Raw genomic sequence first — 20,963 nt, 5'->3', positions numbered from 1 at the left:
AGCCAGGCCCTTATGAATCAGCTATTGAGCGTCGGGACGGCGCTGCCGCTGAGAATGCGGCGCTGCTGTTCGGCGTACAGCGCGTCGAAATTGATCGGCTGCAGCAGGAACGGCGGGAAGCCACCCTCGAGCACCAGCGAGGACAGCAGCTGGCGTGCGTACGGGAACAGCAGATTCGGGCAGTAGCTGTTGAGGATGCCGGCGAGGTCATCTTCGCTGAAGCCTGCAATGCCGAACACGCCGGCCTGGTGCACTTCGGCCAGGTAAGCAGTGCGCTCGCCCAGGGTGCAGGTCAGGGTGAGGCTGAGCACCACTTCATACAGGTCGTTGCCCATGTCCGTGGACTTCTGGCCCAGATTCAGCTGCACCTGCGGCTGCATCTCGGTCTCACCGACTTCCTGGAAGATCTGCGGGGCGTTCGGCGCCTCGTAAGAGACATCCTTCACGTAGATCTTCTGCAGCACCAGCTGCGGTTGGCCAGCCTGGCCGTTGGCGGAGACGTCTGCCATGGGGGTATACCTCGGTCAATAAAGTGTTCGGTGCGTGAAAACGCAAAGGCTTCGATTGTTCCATACATCCCAGCGGGCCGCCATGCGGCAACGGCCCCGGCTGATCAAATATTGCGCACAGCCCTGTTTTTCTGGGAGAATAGCCGGCTCGACCATGCCGACCCGATCTTTCGGGCACGTCCGCTACGCGATACGGACCTCACGGCAGACCCGAAAGCTGTACTCACCAGCATCGCGTGGCGCCTGCCGCCGCTGGGCCGATGCCGCCCTGGCTAACGGGTGGCAAACGCGCTGAAAGGCGCTCTAGAGGAGGTCATCATGGCCCGTATTTGCCAAGTCACCGGAAAGGGTGTGCAGACCGGTAACAACGTCTCGCATGCCAACAACAAAACCCGCCGCCGCTGGTTGCCGAACCTGCACGAGCGCCGCTTCTGGGTCCCGAGCGAAAACCGCTGGGTGAAGCTGCGCGTTTCCAACCACGCCCTGCGCACCATCGACAAGAACGGCATCGAAGCCGTGCTTGCCGATCTGCGCGCCCGCGGCGAAAAGATCTGAGGATTGAGCCATGGCTAACAGCAAGCAAGACAAGATCCGCCTGATCTCTTCGGCCGGCACCGGCCACTTCTACACCACGCAGAAGAACAAGAAGAACACCCCGGAAAAGTTCGAGTTCAAGAAGTACGATCCGGTGGTTCGCAAGCATGTGATCTACAAGGAAGGCAAGATCAAGTAAGCCCTCAGGGTTTGCTTAACTTCCACGAAAAACCCGCCGCAAGGCGGGTTTTTTGTTGCCTGCCCGCCAACGTGCCGCCCATGACGCGAAGCTAGTCCCTGTGGGACACAGCAGGTACTTCCAGGCGCTTCGCTACGCGCCATCGCGGAGAGGACTCAAGACCAAGCACGAGACGTCGCGCCGCCCCTGGTGGGAGCGCACCCTGTGCGCGATCGAAGCACGACACAATTCCCGCTCCGTCAGGTGATCGCGCACAGGGTGCGCTCCTACACACGAGCAAGCTCCTCATGAACCCCATCGAGACCCGTGATTCGATGTGCAGCTGTGCTGCACGAGCCTTGCGCTCTGAGCTTTTGACCTTCGGGCCCCCTGTGCGGCGGTGAGGGGTGGCCGATCAGGCCCCGCAGGGGTGCCTGGCAGGACGCCAGGCACTTTTCGTCGGGGCAGGAGCCCCGTCGAAAAGCCCGGCCGCCCCTCACGGACTGGCCGGCTTCACCGGCCAGCGCCAAGCGGGGGTGCCCTTCTCTTTGGTTACTTTCTCTTGGGCAAGCAAGAGAAAGTGACCCGGCCTCCGGCAGGAGGTCGGAAGCCCGCGGCAGGCGAGCCAGATCGCCGTATCGCGACAACCAAGTGCAAAGTCACTGGACCCCGGCCTGCGCCGGGGTGACGGCAAAGATGAAGCGGTGAGGCGAGCACCCGCCCCTCACCCCAACCATCTCCCCGGAGGGGAGAGGGAGTAAGAGCGCAGCGCCTCGCACGCATGCCAGCCCCGACCAGCCACCCACAACAAAAAAGCCCGCCTTGCGGCGGGCTTTTCGTTTCAGCTCATTGCGCCAATCAGGCGCTGGCGACCGAGTAACTCTTCAGGCGACCAGCAAACTCCTGCAGCGCACGAATGCCACTCTGCTCGGCTTCAGCGATCCACTGCTGCAAACCCTTCAGCGCCTGATCGGCACCGCGCTGCTCCATCAGGGCAGCAAGGCGATTGCGGAAATCGCACACGGTGTTGAGGGTCGGACGCTTGGCCAGTACAGCCTGCATGCGGTCACGGCCTTCGTTGTCCAGCCAACGGCCACCATCAGCCAATGCGCGGCGCATGCGGCGCGGTACCGACTTGATGTTCTCGCCGGCGTGCTGCGCTTCGTCGCGCAGGGTCGGCATGATCACGTTGCGGTAGTAGTCAGTCATCGCGGCAAAACGATGGGTGAGCACACCCTTCAGCGTTTCGGCATCGGGCAGGTGCACGTTCGGGCGAACGTCCAGCGTCGGCGCCACGCGCAGCACCTTGGCCAGGCCGACTGCGCGCAGGACGCAGATGGCAGCCCAGCCGATATCGAACTCCCACTTGCGCAGGGCGAACTTGGCCGAGCTCGGGAAAGCGTGGTGGTTGTTGTGCAGCTCTTCGCCGCCGATCCAGAAACCCCACGGGATCAGGTTGGTCGCGGTGTCGGCGCTTTCAAAGTTGCGGTAGCCCCACCAGTGGCCGATGCCGTTGACGAAGCCAGCCGCCCAGAACGGGATCCAGATCATCTGCAAGGCCCACAGGGCTGCACCGATCACACCGAACAGAGCGAGGTTGATGATGAGCATCAACGCCGGGCCCCAGTACGGATGCGCGGAGTAAAGCTTGCGCTCGATGAAGTCGTCCGGCGTACCGCGGCCGTACTTCTCGAGGTCTTCCTTCACTTCGCTGGCGTCGCGGTACAGCGACACGCCATCCCAGAACACCTTCTTGATGCCGTAGATCTGCGGGCTGTGCGGATCTTCCTCGGTCTCGACCTTGGCGTGGTGCTTACGATGCACCGCGACCCACTCCTTGGTGACCATGCCGGTGGTGAGCCAGCCCCAGAAGCGGAAGAAATGCGAGATGGACCAATGCAGATCCACGCCACGGTGGGTCTGGCAGCGGTGCAGGTACAGCGTCACCGTGAAGATGGTGAGCTGGGTCATCACCAGCATATAAATGACCATGCTCAGCCAACTGGCGTGCGTGAGGCCGTTGGACAAGAAGTTGAGGACTGCATCAAGCATCGGGGAAACACCCAGGTATATGAAAATTCAGTCTAAACGAGGGGTTTCCGTACCCGCCAGCATGGACCGCAACAAAGATTGTCGCACCTCTTCAGCGTGACAAAGTTAATGTGCTGTGCCCCGCACAAGCGCCCTCACCCAGTTGTGTGAACGTGGGGGCACCGTGACAATCATGCAATGACTGCGCCTACGCCCGTATTGCAACTGGATCACATCACCCGACATCGGGCCGGCCGCCCTGCCGTGGCCGATCTCAGCCTACAGCTGGACGCGGGACAGGTACTGGGTTTGCTGGGGGTCAACGGCGCTGGCAAGTCCACTACGCTGGCCATGATCGCAGGCGCCCTGATCCCCGATAGCGGCGCTATCACGCTGAACGGCAAGGACTTCATCGAGCACCCGGAGCTGGCCCAGCGCGCTATCGGCTGGCTGCCGGAACGTGCCCCGCTGTGGCAAGAACTGACGGTAAGCGAGCATCTGGACGCCCATGGCCGTCTGCGCGGCTTGCGCGGCACGGCGCTGGCGCAGGCGCGTGAAGCCATCATCGAGCGCCTGGAACTTGGTCCGCTGCTGCGCCGGCTGGCCGCCGTGCTGTCGCAAGGCCAACGGCAGCGCCTGGGCCTGGCCTGCGCGCTGCTGCACCGGCCTTCGCTGCTGGTGCTGGATGAGCCGGCCAACGCACTCGATCCGGTGCAGGTGGCGTCTTTGCGCGCCGTGATTCGCGAGGAAGCCGCCGCTGGGACCACGGTCATCCTTTCCACGCACTTGCTGGCCGAAGTCACGGCGGCGTGCGATCGCGTGGCGATCCTGCACGAGGGGCAGTTGCGGTACGACGCGCCTATCACCGACGACGATCACAAGATGCTGGAACAAACCTTCTTCGACATTGCCATGCGCGGCAACGGGAGCAATCACAGGATGCAGGCTGCATGAGCGTGCTTGCCGTGACGCGGCTGGAGCTGCGCCGATTGTTGGTCCGCCCGCTCGCATGGGTGCTTGCCGCGTTGACCCTGGCACAGCTGGCCGGGCGCTTCATGTTGCTGCTGCAAACCTTTCTGAGCCATCAGATTGCCTGGGCCGCCAAACCCGCCGGCCCGGGTTACACCGATGTGGTGGGCGTACCGATGCTCAGCAGCATCCTCACCAGCGGCATTCTGCCCATGCTGCCGTTCGGCCTGGCGGAACTGGCGCTGATCGTGGTGCCCCTGTTGACCATGTCCACGCTGGCCGGTGAACGCAGCAACGGCACGCTGCCGTTGTGGTTCGGCATGGGGCAGCCGGCGTCGCGCATTGTGCTCGGCAAGTTTTTCGCGCTGCTGGTCTGGCTGGTGCTATGGCTGGCGCTGACACTGGCCATGCCGCTGAGTCTGGCGCATGGCATCTCCCTCGACTGGGGCAAGCTCGCCAGCGCGTCGCTGGGCTTACTGCTGATGCTGGCGGCGCTGGCCGCGATCGGCGTGGCTTGTTCGGCTTACGCATCCCACCCGGCGATTGCCGCTGCAGCCAGTCTGATGCTGGGCCTGGCCCTGGTCAGCCTCAACGTGGGCGCCCTCATGGCTGGCGTCAACAATGGCTTTATCAACTGGCTGTCGATGAACACGCACCTGGATACCTTCGTGCGCGGACTGGTCTCCAGCGCTGACGTCGTGTGGTTTCTGCTGGTCATCGTGGCTTCGCTGGCATTGGCCACACAGCGCCTCGGCGCCGAACGGGAGCGTGGCTGATGACGCGCTTGTTCCGACGACTCAACGGCTGGCTGTTTGCGCTGCTGCTGCTGGCGTGTGCCGGCGCCATCGGCTATCTCACGGCACGTTTTGATCTTGTAGCCGACTGGACTTACGGCGGCCGCGCCACGCTTTCGACCGAGAGCCGGGCCGTGCTGAAGACGCTCAATGGCCCGGTGGACATCGTCAGCTACGCCAATCCGCAGGACGACATACGCAGCAACATCGCCAGCTTCATGCAGCGCTATCAGCGCGTGAAGCCGGATATCAGCCTGCGTTTCGTGGATCCGCAGCAGGATCCGGCGGCGATGCGCGAACTGGGCATCACCACCAACGGCATGCTGATCCTGCATTACCGGGGACATGAGCAGCGCCTGGATACGCTGACCGAGCGCAGTCTTACCAATGCACTCAAGCGTCTCATGCGCGGCAACGATCGCATCGTCGCTTTTGTGTCCGGCGACGGTGAGCGCAGCCCGGCCGACAGCGGCAATGCGGATCTCGGCACGTTCGTGGAACAGATGCAGGAGAGCGGCATTCGCGCCGTGCCTCTGAACTTTACGCAGGTCGCCGCCGTGCCGCTGCACACGGATCTGGTGGTGTTGGCGAGTCCGCAGCAAGCCCTGCCCTACGGCGCGGTGAAAGCGTTGACCGACTACGTGGCCAACGGCGGCAACCTGCTGTGGCTGACGGAACCGGCCAATGATGATCTGCATCTTGGTGCGCTCGCCGATACGCTGGGCCTGCATGTGTTGCCGGGCGTGCTGGTCGATGGACAGGGCAGCGCCGTCGGCCTCAACGATCCGCGGCTGCTCGCACTGGGCGACTACCCGCCGCATGCGATCACCCACGGCTTCAAACTCGCCACGCAGTTTCCGCAGGTGTCTGCGCTGGCTCTGGCCACCCAGACAGCTTGGCATGCGTCACCGTTCTTGCGTTCGGGCGTACAGAGCTGGACCGAGTTCAAGCCCATCGACAACGCGCATGCGTCCACCATCCGTTATGACGCCAGCGCGGGTGAACTGAAGGGTCCGCTGGATTTCGGTTTCGCACTGTCCCGGTTGTCGCCCAGCCCCGACAAGGCAGAGCAGCGCGTGGTGGTGATCGGTGATGGCGATTTTCTCTCCAACGCCTATCTCGGTGAGGGTGGCAATCGCGAGCTCGGCCGCCGCATCGTCGACTGGCTGCTTGGCGATGATGTGCTGGTCAATATGCCCGTTTCGCAAGGTGCGCCCGATCGCGTGCTGCGCATCTCGCAAGCGCAGCTGAGTACGGCATCGCTCGGCTTTTTGGTGGCGCTGCCCCTGTTGTTGCTCGTGGCGTGCGGCTGGATGGCATGGCGGCGACGCCGCGCATGAAGCGCCCGGCCCGCCAGCTCGTTTGGCTGACCGCAGGCGCGGTGGCGCTGATCGCGGCCGCTGCCTGGCAGTGGCGCCGTGATGCCGAGGCGGAACCCGGTACGCTGCTGTCGCTGGCGCCCGGCTCGATCACCCATATCGAACTGGGCATCGGCACCGGCGCCATCGAGCACTACGCCAAACGCGACGACCACTGGTGGCGCACCGACGGCACGCCGTCGCGCGCCGATGATGGCCGCCTGGGCGAACTGGCCGATACGGCCGCGGCCGACGTCCTGAGCTGGCGCCCCGCCAGCGATTTCGACCCCGCGAAGATCGGCTTGGAGCCTCCGGTGGCTCTGCTGACGCTGAATGGTCAGGCCCTCGCATTTGGCGAAACGTCCGTCACCGGACCGCAGCGCTATGTGCGGGTGGGCGATCGCGTGGCGCTGATTTCGGTGCGTTACACGCCCCGCCCCGCCACCGGCGCTGTAACGCAAGCCCGCTAGCCGCGCCCAAGCGCGCACTTGTGCCCGGCAAGCCTTTCCCCATATCTGAGCTATTCCCAGTGCGGAGCGACGAGATGACGAAGCAGGCGATCGGCGTAGTAGGCATGGCAGTGATGGGCAGCAACCTGGCCCTGAACATCGAGAGTCGCGGCCACGCCGTGTCTATCTACAACCGGCATCGCGAACGCACCGACGAGGTCATCGCTGAGAATCCCGGCAAGCGTCTGGTACCCACCTACACGCTGCAGGAGTTTGTCGATTCGCTGGAAAAGCCGCGCCGCATCCTGCTGATGGTAAAGGCGGGCGAGCCCACCGACGCCACACTGGCGCAACTCAAGCCGCTGCTCGACAAGGGCGACATCGTCATCGATGGCGGTAACACCTTCTTCAAAGACACCATGCGCCGCGAAAGCGAAATGAGCGCGGCGGGACTGCACTTCATCGGCACCGGCGTGTCGGGCGGCGAAGAGGGTGCGCTGCATGGCCCGTCGATCATGCCAGGTGGACCGCGCGAGGCTTATGACCTGGTCGCGCCCATCCTCACCGAAATTGCGGCGCGCGCGCCTGATGGTGAGCCTTGCGTGGCGTATATGGGCCCTAACGGTGCGGGCCATTACGTGAAGATGGTCCACAACGGCATCGAGTACGGCGACATGCAGTTGATCGCCGAAAGTTATTCGGTACTTCACCAGGTGCTTGGCCTAACCAACGATGAGCTGGCCGAGGTTTACGCGGATTGGAACAAGGGTGAGCTGGACAGTTACCTGATCAGCATCACCGCCGACATCTTCACCAAGAAAGACCCTGAAACGCGCAAAGCCATGGTCGATATCATCCTCGACCGCGCGGCGCAGAAAGGCACCGGCAAATGGACCAGTCAGAGCGCACTGGATCTCGGCGTACCGCTGCCGTTGATCACCGAGTCGGTGTTTGCGCGACTGCTTTCCGCGCTGAAAGACGAGCGTGTGGCCGCCAGCAAGGTACTCCCCGGCCCGGGTCCTGCCCACTTCAGCGGTGATCGCAAGAGCTTCATTGAAGCCGTGCGCCGCGCGTTGTACTTCAGCAAGATCGTGTCGTATGCCCAGGGATTCGCGCAATTGCGCGCCGCTTCCGATGAATATCAGTGGGACCTTCCCTACGGCACCATCGCACGCATCTTCCGCGCTGGTTGCATCATCCGCGCCCGGTTCCTGCAAAAGATCACCGATGCCTATGCGCGCGATCAGCAATTGAAGAACCTGCTGCTTGATCCGTATTTCCGCGATATCGCTACGCAGTATCAGAGTGCGCTGCGCGAAGTGGTTAGCGCTGCAGTAAACGCTGGCGTACCGGTACCGTGCTTCTCGTCTGCCATTGCCTACTACGATGGCTATCGCGCGGAGCATCTTCCGGCGAACCTGCTGCAGGCGCAGCGCGATTATTTTGGTGCGCACACATTCGAGCGCGTGGACAAGCCGGGCAGTTTTCACAATGACTGGAGCTAAAGTGATCGTTGCGACAACGGCCGATCGAGGCATTGGCGTTGCGTTGCAGTCGCGCCGATACTTCTCCGTGCTTTTCAACCGAGACCTGCAGTGCCTGAACTTCCCGAAGTCGAAACCACTCGCCGTGGCATCGCCCCACACCTGATCGGCCGGCGCGTCACCGGCGTGGTGCTGCGTCGCCCCGATCTGCGCTGGCCGATTCCGCCGGAGATCAGCGAGCTGTTGCCCGGTCAGCGCATCGAAGCAGTGGAGCGCCGCGCGAAGTATCTGTTGCTGCATACACCGGTGGGCAGCCCACTGCTGCACCTGGGCATGACTGGCGTGCTGCGTGTACTGCCACCCGATGCGCTGGTGGGCAAGCACGATCACGTGGATATCGCGCTGGAAGCCACGGCCACCGAAGGCCCGCGCATACTTCGCTTCACTGACGCCCGACGTTTCGGCTGCCTGCTATGGCAGCCGCCCGGTGAAACGCACGAGCTGTTGGCTGCGCTGGGTCCGGAACCGCTTACCGATGATTTTGACGGCGACCTGTTGTGGCGCATGTCGCGTGGACGCACGGCAGCCGTGAAGTTATTCCTGATGGACAACGCCGTGGTGGTGGGCGTGGGCAACATCTACGCCAGTGAAGCATTGTTTGCGGCGGGCATTGATCCTCGCCGACCCGCAGGCGAGGTATCACGGGCGCGTTATGCACGCCTGGCGGGTGAAGTTAAGCGCATTCTCGCGTGGGCGATTGAACGCGGCGGCACCACGTTGCGCGACTTCATCAAGCCAGATGGTGCGCCTGGTTACTTCTTTCGCGAATTGCAGGTGTACGGGCGCGAGGGTGAGCCGTGTCGTGTCTGTGGCGCACCCATTCGCCAAGTGGTGCTTGGGCAGCGGTCGACGTTCTGGTGCGCGAGGTGTCAGAAGTAGTTGGGGTCGCGCACAGGGTGCGCTCCTACAGACGAGCAGGCTCCTTATGAACCCCATCGAGACCCGTGATGCGATGTGCAGCTCTGCTGCACGAGCCGTGCGCTCTGAGCTTTTGACCTTCGGGCCCCCTGTGCGGCGGTGAGGGGTGGACGATCAGGCCCGCAGGGGGATCGGCATGAATGCCGATCCCTTTTCGTCAGGGCAGGATGCCCTGTCGAAAAGCCCGGCCGCCCCTCACGGACTGGCCGGCTTCACCGGCCAGCGCCAAGCGGGGGTGCCCTTCTCTTTGGTTACTTTCTCTTGGGCAAGCAAGAGAAAGTGACCCGGCCTCCGGCAGGAGGTCGGAATCCCGCGGCAGGCGAGCCAGATCGCCGTATCGCCAAAACCAAACACCGAGGCTCTGGACCCCGGCCTGCGCCGGGGTGACGGCAAAGATGAAAGCGTGAGGCGAGCACCCGCCCCTCACCCCAACCCTCTCCCCGGAGGGGAGAGGGAGTGAAGAGCGTGTCACTCCGGCCAGCGGAACTCCACAAACGTATTGTTGAAATCCGGATCTTCCAGCCCGCCACCCAACGTGGCCACAAACGTCATGCCATCGGCATCCAGCGCCTGCCCTTCCTCGAAGCGCGCGCCGAGCGCCTCCAGCTCCACCAGTCGCTCGCACAACGCACCAGCCCGATTGCTGTCGGCCTCAGGCACGTTGCGGATGCTGATGTCAGGACGCCCAAACTTGCGCATGCCGCGCGTGTGGATCCAGTAATGGCCATCCTCATTCTCCGCGTCACGCAGAATCAGCAGATGGTTGCGGATGGGCGCACCGTCGCGCACCAGGAACTGGCGGCGCCAGGTATCGGCGTCATAAAGATTGAGCGTCTGCGGATCGAGAACGGCCACGCCACCCACGTCGAGCAGCGCGGCGATCACGCCCAGCGTGTCGCGCAAGTAGCCCGTATCCGCGCTATCGGGAATGCGGCCACGAATAACCAGCACCTCCGGCGCATCCAGGGCCTGCCGGTAAGCCTCCGGAGCGTCTTCCTTGAACATGCGCCCGACGCTGCCCTTGAGCGGATAGCCTTCCCACTGACGCAACTGCGTATGGTTGTGGCTGCTCAGTTCCACACCATCAGGCAGGCCTTCGCTGCCGTAATCGATGGAGGGCGCGCGTCCCGGCTGGAACTTGCCGAACACGTAGAACTGCAGCAGCACTTCCTCGTTGCTTGCCTGCCAGTGCGGGCGTTGCCAGGCGGGAAACTGGATCTTCGACATACCTTTCCTCTGGTGAATGGGAGGGGCCTCAGTGCCCTTCGCCAAGCGGCAGCACCGGCTGCTGCAGTTCAATCCTGCCGTGTCCTTCCGTAATGTTCTTGAACTCGGCGCGACTCACGGAGACATAGCGGTCGTTGCCACCAATCTCAACCTGGGGACCTTCGGTCACCGCACGGCCCTGTTCATCCACACGCACCACCATAGTGGCCTTGCGGCCGGTGTGGCAGATGGTCTTGATCTCTTCCAGATTGTCGGCCCAGGCCAGCAGGTAGCGGCTGCCCTCGAACAGTTCGCCACGGAAGTCGGTACGCAGACCATAGGCCAACACCGGGATGTTGAGCTTGTCGACCACGTCGCTGAGCTGCCACACCTGCGCCTTGCTGAGGAACTGCGCCTCGTCCGCGAACACGCAATGCAGCGGGCCGCGCTCGGCCATATCGGCCTGCACGAGGGCGAACAGATCTTCTTCCGTGCCGAAGCGGCGAGCGTTGGCTTTCAAGCCGATACGCGAAGCCACCACGCCCTCGCCAAACCGGTTGTCCAGCGCAGGCGTCAGGATGAGCGTGCGCATGCCACGCTCGTGATAGTTGTAGGCGCTCTGCAGGAGCGTGGTGGTCTTGCCGGCATTCATTGCCGAGTAATAGAAATAGAGCTTGGCCATGATCGTTCCTGCGGCGGGGCGCTGATGTTACCCGGTTGCCACCCTATGGCGCCCCGACACGAGCAGCGTTGACCTATACCGGAGGCTGGGTGTCGTCAGGCGACCGAACGGTTTGCGGATCGCCGACGTCCACGTGTCCCTGCAACGGCCGGCTGAGCTGCCATTGCACGTCTTTCAGCTGCATATACGGGCCTGCATGCCACAGCATGGGGTCATACACCAGCTTGAAGTCCATCGAATGGCCATCGACTTGCCCCAGTAGGCGGGCCACGGAGTTAGCGGGCAACGCGTCATTGGAGTAGCCACGAATACCCGACGAGAAAATCGTGTTGCCACTGCCAATGAACCCGGCATGGCTGCCGGTTCCCTTGTTTCTCACAAGGCTGAGACTGCGTTCCAGCCTGAGTTTGCCGGCATCGTCGGAGTATTGGTCATAGATCTCCTTGCCAAGGTCGAGCGCGGTGCGACGCTCGGCTTCGGTGAGCGAATGCCAGAACAATTCGCGTTGAACCAACAGGTCGCGATAACCGCGGTCCGCCGCGAGATCCATCCAGGCATACGCACGGGGGCGATCGACCGCAGTGCCTTCGCCATGCCAGTACATCGCCGCCACCATGGCTTGCGAGGGCTTGTCTGCGTACCGCGAAGCCTCAATCAGCAATCGCAGCGCCCGCTCCTTGCTGCCGTTGCGATACGCATCGAGACCCAACTGGCGATAACGCAGATCAGGGTGCTGCCAAGCCACGGAAGGCTCGTCCAGCACTTCTTGCAGATCCCTGGCCGCTTCCAGCGCTTTTGCGCTCGGGCCATCGGTCGTCGTCGGCGACGACGGTAGCTCTTGCGCCAGAGCCGTACCGAGGAAACTGCCCGCCAGCAGGACACCCATAAGCATGAAACGAGTCGCCTTCGCCATATCACACTCTCCCTGGTGATGATGCGGACGCCATACTGCCCCCCATAAGACCGCCGCCGGGGCCTTGGTTCGGGAGCATACATCAGGCGTATGGTCAGCCCCGCCGCCAACCGGAGCGGCCACCTCTGCTACCATCGCCCGTCGCTCAGGCCTCCGCGCACATCATGCTCAACCCCCAACAATTGGCCGCCGTCGAACACTGCGACGGCCCGCTGCTGGTATTGGCCGGCGCAGGGTCGGGCAAGACCAGCGTGATTACGCAGAAGATCGCGTATCTCATCGCCCGCAAGAAACTCGCCCCGTCACGCATCGCCGCCATCACCTTTACCAACAAGGCGGCGAAGGAAATGCGCGAGCGCGTGGCGAAGCTGATCAGCACCGAGGACGCGGCCGCACTCACCGTGTGTACGTTTCACGCACTCGGCCTGAAGTTTCTGCAGATGGAGCATGAGCGCGCTGGCTTGCGCAAAGGCTTCTCCGTGCTTGATGCGGACGACAGTGAAGGCATCTTCAAGGAGCTGGCTCCCAAGGGGGCCAAGCCCGACGTGCTGTTTGGCCTGCGCAATCTGATCAGCCGTGCGAAGAACGCCGGCTTGTCACCGGAAGAGGCACTGGCCGCTGCGCGCAGCCCGCGCGAGTTGGATGCGGCGACCATCTACGACCTGTATCAACAACGACTCTCCGCATTCAACGCGGTGGATTTCGATGACCTGATTCGCTTGCCGCTGCGCATCCTCGAAACCGATGAAGCGTGCCGCGCCGTATGGCGCGAACGCCTGCGCTACCTGCTGGTCGACGAATACCAGGACACCAATGATGCGCAGTACCGTCTGCTGAAGGCTCTGGCGGGCGAGCGCGGCAGCTTTACCTGCGTGGGCGACGATGACCAGTCGATCTACGCCTGGCGTGGCGCCAATCCCGAGAATATTGACCAGCTCGGCAAGGACTGGCCATCGCTGCGCGTGATCAAGCTCGAGCAGAACTATCGCTGCGGCAAGCGCATCCTGCGTGCGGCAAACAAGCTGATCGCGAACAACCCTCACCTGCACGAAAAGAAGCTGTGGAGCGAGCATCCGGAAGGGGCGCAGATCCGCGTACTGGAGTGCAAGGAGAACGAGCACGAAGCCGAGCGCGTGGCCGCCATTGCCGCCACGCTCGCCGAGAAACACAAGGCGCGCTGGCACGATATCGCCATTCTGTATCGCGGCAACTTCCAGGCGCGACCGCTGGAGAAGGCGCTTCGCCTGGCGCGCGTGCCATACCACCTCTCCGGTGCGCTGAGCTTTCTTGACCGCGGCGAAGTGAAAGACCTGCTTTGCTATCTGCGCCTGCTGACCAACCCAAGCGACGATGCAGCGTTCCTGCGCGTGGTGAATGTACCCAAGCGCGAGATTGGTTCGACCACGCTAGAGAAGCTTGGCCAGATTGCGCAGACGCGTCACGCGCCGCTGCTGGATGCCGCGCGCAGCGATAGCGTTCTGCGCCAGCTCACGCCGCGCCCCGCCGCTGCGCTCGCATCGTTCACCCAGCTGATGGACGAACTGCGCAGCGCTTCGCTGCACCAGAGCGCCGCCGACCTGGTGGAGACCGTGCTCGAGCGCACCGGTTATGCGGCGCAAATTGCGGCCAGCACCGCGGACGCCACGCTGCGCGAACGCCGGCTGGGCAATCTGCGCGAACTCGCCGACTGGTTCCGCGCCATGCAGCGCAACGATCACACCACGGGCGATCTTGCCGCGCAGTTGGCCTTGCTCACGCACGCCGATCGCGACGAACCAGGCAATGCGGTGCGCATGATGACGCTGCATGCCGCGAAAGGCCTCGAGTTCCGCTTCGTCTTCATCGTCGGCTGCGAAGAAGGCACGCTGCCGCATGATGGCGCCATCGACGAAGGACGCATCGACGAAGAACGCCGCCTGATGTACGTCGGCATCACCCGCGCCAAGGAAATGCTCACGCTGTCGTGGTCTGCCAAAACCAAGCGCTACGGCGAAGTCCACAGCAATCAGCCGAGCCGCTTCCTGCATGAATTGCCGCAGGATGACCTGCACTGGCAAGGCAAGGATCCGGAAGCGGACAAGGAAGTGGTGCGCGAAACGGCCGAGTCACACATGGCCAAGATCGCGGCGATGCTGGCCGGCAACTGAGCTTTCAGCGAATCACCGGAAAACAAAAACCCCGCCAGTGGCGGGGTTCTTGTTTTCATCCAACCAACGGTACTTAGTGCGATGTACCGAACTTGTACGTTGCCTCGATATACATCTGGCGGCCGTACACGTCGTAGTTGGTGCTGTTGTACGGCCCGCCTCCGAGGCTACCCGGATAACTGCCATCTTTCGGCGGCATCGAGTTGAACAGGTTGTTCACCAGGAAGGACAAGGTCAGGTTCGCGATCGGCGTGTACTGTACGCTGGCGTTGTAGATCATCCAGGGCGACAGTTTGCCGGTTCCCGGGTCGGTGTAGTTGTTGACCACCGTTGCCTGATAGTTGGGCGACGAACCGTAGCGGTTGACGAAGGCCGTAGCACTCCAGTCACCCTTGCTCCAGGTCAGCGACGCGTTGAACTTGGTCTTGAAGTCCGTATTCCAGTACGGGCTGCGCAGATAGTCGATAACTGGATCGCCGGCGTATTGCTGATAGGTATGCTTCAACTCATCGCTGTAGGCACTCTGCAAGAACAGCTTGCCGTAGGAGCCGATTTCCACCGTGTAGCTGAAATTGGCAGTGAGCGCATTCACCTGCTCCCTGGCCACGTTCACCTTGGGCGTGTTGATGGTCTGGATGGTGCCGAACGCATCGCGTGTGACCTGGTTGATGTTGGCCTGGCACGACGGTGAATTGATGTCCATCTGCCCAAGCAGGCACAACGAATTGAGCTGCGAGATCTTGTCTGCGCTTTGCGTCGCCACTTCGTTGCTGATATCGAAGTGCAGGTAGTCGATGCTCAACGACATCTGCTGGAGCGGCGCCCATACCACACCCGCATTCCATACCTTGGCGGTGATGGGCTTGAGCGCGGGATTGCCCTGGGTTTGGGAGAAGTAATTGGCCTGTTGGTAGTTGCCCGGGCAGTTGCCAAGGTTATTGCCCGTGAAGCCCAACTTCGCGCAGTTGTAGTAGTCAACCACCTGGCTGTAGGAGCCGCTCGGGCCGGAGAACTCGTCGGCAAGGGTCGGCACCTTGAACGCGGTGCCGTATTTGGCGCGCACCAGCAGGGTTTCAAAGGGACGGTATTCCAGTCCAAGGTTGTAGGTGCCGTGCGAGACCGTATTGCCCGCTACCTTGTAACTGTCATAGCGGCCCGAAACATCGGCGGTCAGCTGGGTCAACAACGGAAAGTTCATTTCCGTGGTCGCCGCATAACGGTAGCGATGACCTGAGCCTTGCGAGGCGGTGATGTCGTAGATGCCGCCGTTGAAATAGCGCGCGTCCGGCTCATAAGCCCAGCCCTGGTTGCCGCCCTCGAGCACGACCGCCAGGCCCGCGTCGCCACCCGGCAGGGTGAACAGCGAGGCATCGGTGACCTGGCCGCGCAACATGTTGTCCCAGGTCTTGCCATAGGTAGCGACATAGCCACCGAAGCTGTGGAAATCCGCTGGCGTGATTGGTGTGTAGAACGCCGCATAGTTCGGCGCATAGGTGGATACACCAAAACCGTTGGGATCGGGACCCAGGTTCGGTCCGAGCACGCGATTGGTAAAGAAGGTGTTGATGGGGCCAGCGAACGAGAGGAAATCGCGCGTGTTGGTCTGGTCATCGGAATGGGTGAAGCCCAGATCGTAATCCCAGTTCGACTGCCCGAACGTGCCTTTGCCGCCCAGGGTGAACATGTAGGAATTCTCGATCTGCTTGGTCATGGTGTTCTGGTAACCACCAACCTCTTCCGGCGAGAAGATGTGCTGCAGGTCTACATAGTCACCGATGTTCGGCTCATAGAAGCTGCCCACGGAGGTGATCTGCGTCGACCAGATGTTGTTGAGCCCACCCTGCCATTTCTGCTCCTGGTAGTTGTAGAGCAAGTCGCTGTAAAGCTGCAGGTTCTCGTTGACGTCGAAGGTGGCGTGCGTATACAGGTTGGCCGTCTTTTCCGCATTGGCCAACGTGACGAAGCCCGGTTCGTATATCGAACCGCAGTAATTACCGCTGTTGACGCGGAAGCTGTATTTGGTCGTGCCACCGTACCCGGGGGCAGCGTTCGCGCAGTTGTTCGGATCCTCGAAGTAGTAGCCGTTGCTCTGCGCGGTCGCGCTGACGACCAGATAATTGCGCCCCGCTGCTTGCGGCGTCGCCCCCTCGGTGGGGTATTCCTTGGTCAGATCACGGCTGTAGGCCCAGGTGGGGTTGGTGTTCTGGAACTGCACGCCTGCGACGACATTCAACTTGCCGACATTGAAACTGTCCGCCAGATACACACGGCGCGTCGCGCCGCCGCCGTTGCTGTTCCAGCCGTAGCGCACGTCCAGCACCGGTGCATCGAGCTTCTTCTTGAGCACGATGTTGATCACGCCGGCAATCGCATCGGAGCCATACAGGGACGACTGGCCGCCCGGGAGAATGTCGATGTGATCGACCATCTCCACCGGGATGCTGCTGAGATTGTTGAAGACATCGCTGCCGTTGTAGAGCGCCGGGAAGTTGCCCATCGGGCGCCCGTCGATAAGGTACTTCACGAAGCCGGTGGGCAGGCCGAACATGCTGAGCGTCTGCGCGCCCTGCGTGAAGCCGCCACTGAACTGGGCACCTTGCACGCTACCCGTCGAGGTTGAAGCGTTCTGCAAGGCCTGCGCGACCGTGGCAAAGCCGCGAGCCTTGATGTCCTGCGCGGTAATGGTGATGACCGGCGTGGCCGTTTCGACCTGCGACTGCGGAATCAGCGAGCCGGTGACCGAGACGGCTTCGAGCTTCTTGGCTTTCTTGGCTGCATCCGCGTCAGCGGAGGCATCGCTGCCGGTGGTCGTATCTGACGCCGACGGGGTTGTCACAGGAACATTGGCGGTTGCGAACGAAACGGACGCATAGCTGAGCGCCAACGCTGCCGTCACGGCAGCGCTGAGTTTGTACTTCGACATCATTGTCTCCCCAATTATTTTTTGTCTGCGTTGCGCAGGGCGCCGAATCCCGGCGCACTACCTCTCCCTGCGAAAACCCCCGAAAGAGGAGCACCCCCCGGAGACACCCTCTTACGGTTTGTTTGGTTCTCGCGGGCGGTTGTGTATCACATGAAAGTTTGTTTACACAGGGGTGTATTCGCAGGTCGCAAATTCATGCACCGCGTTGAAAAAATAGGAAACTTCTAACGTAAATCGGCACATGCAGGAGTGCACAAAGGATGAGACGGCATGATGATCACTCATCGCCACGTCTCGCCCGAGGCTCAAGGCGCAAGAACTTTCTTTCGTCGAGAACGGATTGGCCACCGTTCGCCATCAGGAATCGCGCCCATCGCCCGACTCCCGGAACAGGTTCAGATCAGCCGTTCGGCTTCCAGCTCGCTCTTGAGATAGGCGTAATAAATCGGCGCGGCGATCAGACCCGCCAGACCGAACGCGGCCTCCATCACCAGCATCGCCACGAGCAACTCCCATGCACGCGCGCGAATCTGCCCACCGACGATGCGCGCATTGAGAAAGTATTCGAGCTTGTGGATGAGTATCAGGAAGCCAAGCGCGGCCACGCCAACACCCAGCGATATCGACAGGCCCGCGATGGTGATGGCGGTATTGGAGATGAGATTGCCGATCACCGGCAGCAAGCCCACGATGAAGGTCAGCACCACCAGCGTCTTGGCCAGCGGCAGATGGATGCCCAACATCGGCAGCACGCCGAGCAGAAAGATTGCGGTGAACACGGTGTTGATCGCGGAAATCTTGATCTGCGCAAACACGATGTTGTGGAACGCCTCCGCCAGACGCTGGCAGCGCTGGCCAAGTGCGGCAGCGAGCGGCCCCACCTGATGCGCGGGACGCGCGCGGCTCAGCGCCACGATGGCGCCCAGCACCATGCCAATCAGGATGTGCACGAACACACGCGCCGCTTCCTTGCCGAGCGTTTGCAGACTCACTGAGTGCTTGCGCGTGAGCTCCATGGCCATCATGCGCAAATCATCCACCGTATCTGGCAGCCAACCCACCACGGACGCGGGCAGCTGCTGGCGCGCTTTTTCCACCAGCGGCATCAGCTGTTGCTCCCACAGCACTTCGGGATTGCCGATCTCGTTGCGCAGAAAGCTCACCGCACTGAGGATCAGCAGCACCAGCAGGCCGACCACGATGGTGCCCAGCAGGGCAACCACCAGCACGCGGGCACGATCGCTCGGCACGCGCTTGCCCAGGAGCGGCGCGGTGGTCTGCACCAGCGCGTACACGAGCAGGCCAGCAAACAGCGCTGGCAACAGATGCAAGACGAGCATCAGCATCAAAGCGGCCGCGGCCAGCAGATAGCTAGTCAGGCGGATGGCGAACGACGGCTGGCGAGCGGGTGCGGGGGAGTCCATGCAAGTTCATGCGAAATGGAGGGGGACGCGCTGAGTCTGTCAGCAGGCGATGAATGCCGCCAGACCCGCAGTGCCACACCCAGTCCATCTGGGGTCAGACACACCGTTGTCGTAAAATTGTTCGATGGTGCGTCATCGGTTTTCACGGGAATCCTTCATGTCTGTTCGTTTGCCGGCGGCTCTTGCCGCCCTGGTCCTGCTTGCCGGCTGTTCTGCCGCCCCTGCCAAGGCGCCCGTCGCCAGCGCGCCCGCCGCGCCAGCGCCCAGCACCGCCACGCCGGCGGACGACAACCTCAACGCGGTGGCCTGGAGCCAGACCGCGATCGAGCACGACCTGATCTATCTGCAGACCTATCGGGACGCCCAGTCGCGCCTGCTGGCCGCCCTCGCCGACAAGCAGTGGGACGCGCTGCCCAAGGACGATCGCCTGGCCCCCGCCGCTGGCCTCAAACCGGCCGTAGTACTGGATATCGACGAAACCGTGCTGGACAACTCGCCCTACCAGGCGCGCCTGGTGAAGAGCGGCGGCGAGTACAACGAGGCTGACTGGGCCGCCTGGTGCAACGAGCAGCGGGCCCGCGCCCTGCCGGGCGTGGTCGAATTCACCCAGTTCGCCGCCAGCCATGGCATCGCGGTGATCTACATCTCCAACCGCGCCAAGGATCTGGACCAGGCCACCCTGGCCAACCTGCGCAAGGAAGGCCTGCCGGTTTCGGGCCCCGAGGCCTTTCTTGGCCTGGGCACCTTTGTGGAAGATTGCGAGCAGATCGGCACCGAGAAGAGCTGCCGCCGCCAGCTGATCAGTCACAAATACCGCGTATTGATGCAATTTGGCGACCAGATCGGCGATTTTGTCACTGTTCTGGCCAATAACGAGGCGGGCCGCCAGAAGGCCATGGCGTCGTACGTGAACTGGATCGGCACGCGCTGGTTCGTGCTCCCCAACCCGACCTATGGCGCATGGGAGCCTGCTTTGTTTAATAATGATTGGGCAGCCCCGCGCGATGAGCGCCGGCGCCAGAAGATCCAGTCGCTGCGTTTTGATTGACTATCGATCAATAAAAATCAGCAACTTACGCAGCACAAGCTAACGTATTGCTTTAAGTTTAACGGGGAAGTAAGATCTTCCCTGCCAACACCTGCTGACCTTGAAAATTCCGCAGGCAAGGCCATTTCCCTTCCGGCTCTGCCGGATTACCCCGTGAGGCCCAACGCCCGCGGGGTTTTCTTTTTGGGCGCATCCTTAATAGAGCCTATGACCGGGCTCTCACCCTCGCGCCGCGACTCTTGTTCACGTGGAGTCGACACCCTTACGCTCCGCCGACGGCCCGAATTGCGTTAAGCGGGCGCCAAACCTGAGATTCCATGCGTCGCTCATCTGTCTTCTACGCCGTTGGTGCGTTCATCGCCCTGCTCGTGCTGGCCACGATCGGCGCCCTGTTCATGACCTCGCACAAGAACGCGCTGCCGGCCCCGGTGGTTGCCGGTGGCGAGACGCCTGAAGCGTCGGTGCAGCAAACCGTGGCGCTGATCAAGGCCGCCGACTTCGCCGGCTTCTGGAAGCATGCGCTGCCCCCCGCGGACTACGACACGCTGCGCCGCGACTGGACCCGCCCACGCCCTGACGAACAGCCGGTCACGCCCGAGCAACGCGCCGATTTCATCAAAGACATGCAGCAGCTCACCGAGCCGGATGCGGAGACCAAGCTCTACGCCATCGCCAGGCCCAAGCTCAACCAGCTGCAGCAGCAGTACCACGACCAGGTGCCCATCATGATCGGCATCGTGCAGAACATCGCGATCACCGGCGTCGCCCAGAGCAAAGACCTCACCAATCCGCAGAAACAGCAAGCCGCCGAGGTCATCAATGTGCTGGCCCCCTGGGCGCAGAAGGTGCCGTGGTTCGACCAGGCCAAGGCCAAGCAGGCCATCGCCGTGGTGGTGGCGGCGGCGCGCAAGCTGGATCTGAAGACCCCCGAAGACCTGCGCGCCATGGACTTCGACACCGCCATGCAGAAGTACGACACCGGCTTTCTGGCCATCAAGCAGGTGTTGAACATCTACGGCCTGCCGCTGGACGAAACGCTGGACTCGGTGAAGGTGACCCTGCTGGAGAACCGCAACGACCATGCCCGCGTGCGCCTCGATTACATCTTGCTCGGCAAGCCGCTTTCCACCGAATCGGAACTGATCAAGCAGGACGGCCGTTGGTACAGCGCCGACGTACTGCAGAACGTACGCGAAGCCCATGACCGCCTGTCGGCACCGCCGGCACCGGCCAGCAGTGCGGCCGCGCCAGCGACACCGGCCAGCGCAGCTCCGCCACCGCAGACCGCGCCAGTGAAGCCCGCCACCCACAGCTCCGTCACAAAGCACTAAACACC

18 protein-coding genes are annotated in these 20,963 nt (G+C 62.5%); 11 read left to right on the top strand and 7 right to left on the bottom strand.

Annotation, left to right across the window (positions count from 1 at the left end):
- Positions 1–17 precede the first annotated feature (17 nt).
- Entirely contained in the window at positions 18–509 is a 492-nt protein-coding gene (gene secB / locus OQE56_RS18020) for a protein-export chaperone SecB (RefSeq protein WP_267226148.1), read from the bottom strand.
- A 318-nt stretch (positions 510–827) separates the two neighbouring features.
- Between secB and rpmB the strand changes: the two genes are divergently transcribed.
- Both rpmB and rpmG read left to right on the top strand, forming a co-directional pair.
- The gene (gene rpmB, locus OQE56_RS18015) at positions 828–1,064 is read left to right on the top strand and encodes a 50S ribosomal protein L28 (protein WP_102301867.1); all 237 of its coding nucleotides are present in this window, start codon (positions 828–830) and stop codon (positions 1,062–1,064) included.
- Positions 1,065–1,074: 10 nt separating this feature from the next.
- On the top strand, positions 1,075–1,242 hold the full coding sequence (gene rpmG / locus OQE56_RS18010; protein WP_008211962.1) for a 50S ribosomal protein L33: 168 nt from the start codon (positions 1,075–1,077) through the stop codon (positions 1,240–1,242).
- Positions 1,243–2,079: 837 nt separating this feature from the next.
- Here rpmG and OQE56_RS18005 read toward each other — a convergent pair.
- Positions 2,080–3,273: a DesA family fatty acid desaturase gene (locus tag OQE56_RS18005; protein ID WP_267226139.1), complete on the bottom strand. Its 1,194-nt coding sequence runs from the start codon at positions 3,271–3,273 to the stop codon at positions 2,080–2,082.
- 177 nt (positions 3,274–3,450) lie between these two features.
- On the opposite strand from OQE56_RS18005, the gene OQE56_RS18000 reads away from it, so the two are divergent.
- From OQE56_RS18000 to mutM, 6 genes are all read left to right on the top strand, one after another.
- Positions 3,451–4,206, top strand: coding sequence for an ABC transporter ATP-binding protein (locus tag OQE56_RS18000; protein ID WP_267226137.1), 756 nt, complete (start codon positions 3,451–3,453; stop codon positions 4,204–4,206).
- A complete protein-coding gene (locus OQE56_RS17995) occupies positions 4,203–4,997 on the top strand; it encodes an ABC transporter permease (protein ID WP_267226135.1) in 795 nt (264 codons plus the stop codon). The genes OQE56_RS18000 and OQE56_RS17995 overlap by 4 nt, the downstream gene beginning before the upstream one ends.
- Positions 4,997–6,355: a GldG family protein gene (locus OQE56_RS17990; protein WP_267226134.1), complete on the top strand. Its 1,359-nt coding sequence runs from the start codon at positions 4,997–4,999 to the stop codon at positions 6,353–6,355. The genes OQE56_RS17995 and OQE56_RS17990 overlap by 1 nt, the downstream gene beginning before the upstream one ends.
- Positions 6,352–6,843, top strand: coding sequence for a hypothetical protein (locus OQE56_RS17985; RefSeq protein ID WP_267226132.1), 492 nt, complete (start codon positions 6,352–6,354; stop codon positions 6,841–6,843). The genes OQE56_RS17990 and OQE56_RS17985 overlap by 4 nt, the downstream gene beginning before the upstream one ends.
- Before the next feature lie 74 nt (positions 6,844–6,917).
- On the top strand, positions 6,918–8,327 hold the full coding sequence (gene gndA, locus OQE56_RS17980; RefSeq protein WP_267226130.1) for an NADP-dependent phosphogluconate dehydrogenase: 1,410 nt from the start codon (positions 6,918–6,920) through the stop codon (positions 8,325–8,327).
- Positions 8,328–8,417: 90 nt separating this feature from the next.
- Positions 8,418–9,245 (top strand): bifunctional DNA-formamidopyrimidine glycosylase/DNA-(apurinic or apyrimidinic site) lyase, encoded by an 828-nt coding sequence (gene mutM, locus OQE56_RS17975; protein ID WP_267226129.1) that lies wholly within the window; start codon positions 8,418–8,420, stop codon positions 9,243–9,245.
- Positions 9,246–9,752: 507 nt separating this feature from the next.
- On the opposite strand, the gene OQE56_RS17970 is transcribed toward mutM, so the two are convergent.
- The 3 genes from OQE56_RS17970 to OQE56_RS17960 form a co-directional block, all read right to left on the bottom strand.
- Complete coding sequence (locus OQE56_RS17970) at positions 9,753–10,511, bottom strand: hypothetical protein (RefSeq protein WP_267226127.1); 759 nt, start codon at positions 10,509–10,511, stop codon at positions 9,753–9,755.
- A gap of 28 nt (positions 10,512–10,539) precedes the next feature.
- Entirely contained in the window at positions 10,540–11,172 is a 633-nt protein-coding gene (locus OQE56_RS17965) for a thymidine kinase (RefSeq protein ID WP_267226125.1), read from the bottom strand.
- Between the two features lie 73 nt (positions 11,173–11,245).
- Complete coding sequence (locus OQE56_RS17960; protein WP_267226124.1) at positions 11,246–12,085, bottom strand: SEL1-like repeat protein; 840 nt, start codon at positions 12,083–12,085, stop codon at positions 11,246–11,248.
- A gap of 164 nt (positions 12,086–12,249) precedes the next feature.
- Between OQE56_RS17960 and OQE56_RS17955 the strand changes: the two genes are divergently transcribed.
- Positions 12,250–14,232, top strand: coding sequence for a UvrD-helicase domain-containing protein (locus OQE56_RS17955; protein WP_267226122.1), 1,983 nt, complete (start codon positions 12,250–12,252; stop codon positions 14,230–14,232).
- A 73-nt stretch (positions 14,233–14,305) separates the two neighbouring features.
- Here OQE56_RS17955 and OQE56_RS17950 read toward each other — a convergent pair whose 3' ends face one another.
- Together OQE56_RS17950 and OQE56_RS17945 are read right to left on the bottom strand one after the other, a co-directional pair.
- Complete coding sequence (locus tag OQE56_RS17950) at positions 14,306–17,155, bottom strand: TonB-dependent receptor domain-containing protein (protein ID WP_267226121.1); 2,850 nt, start codon at positions 17,153–17,155, stop codon at positions 14,306–14,308.
- A gap of 395 nt (positions 17,156–17,550) precedes the next feature.
- Complete coding sequence (locus OQE56_RS17945; protein ID WP_267226119.1) at positions 17,551–18,579, bottom strand: AI-2E family transporter; 1,029 nt, start codon at positions 18,577–18,579, stop codon at positions 17,551–17,553.
- Between the two features lie 157 nt (positions 18,580–18,736).
- Here OQE56_RS17945 and OQE56_RS17940 point away from each other — a divergent pair, with 157 nt between their 5' ends.
- Together OQE56_RS17940 and OQE56_RS17935 are read left to right on the top strand one after the other, a co-directional pair.
- Positions 18,737–19,627: a 5'-nucleotidase, lipoprotein e(P4) family gene (locus OQE56_RS17940; RefSeq protein WP_267226118.1), complete on the top strand. Its 891-nt coding sequence runs from the start codon at positions 18,737–18,739 to the stop codon at positions 19,625–19,627.
- A 317-nt stretch (positions 19,628–19,944) separates the two neighbouring features.
- Positions 19,945–20,958 carry a hypothetical protein gene (locus tag OQE56_RS17935; RefSeq protein WP_267226116.1) on the top strand — a complete coding sequence of 338 codons (1,014 nt, stop codon included), beginning with the start codon at positions 19,945–19,947 and terminating at the stop codon, positions 20,956–20,958.
- Positions 20,959–20,963: the final 5 nt, after the last annotated feature.

It is taken from the genome of Dyella silvae, from assembly GCF_026421305.1.
Taxonomy (GTDB): Bacteria; Pseudomonadota; Gammaproteobacteria; order Xanthomonadales; family Rhodanobacteraceae; genus Dyella; species Dyella silvae.
This window is presented reverse-complemented; position numbering and strand designations above follow the sequence as displayed.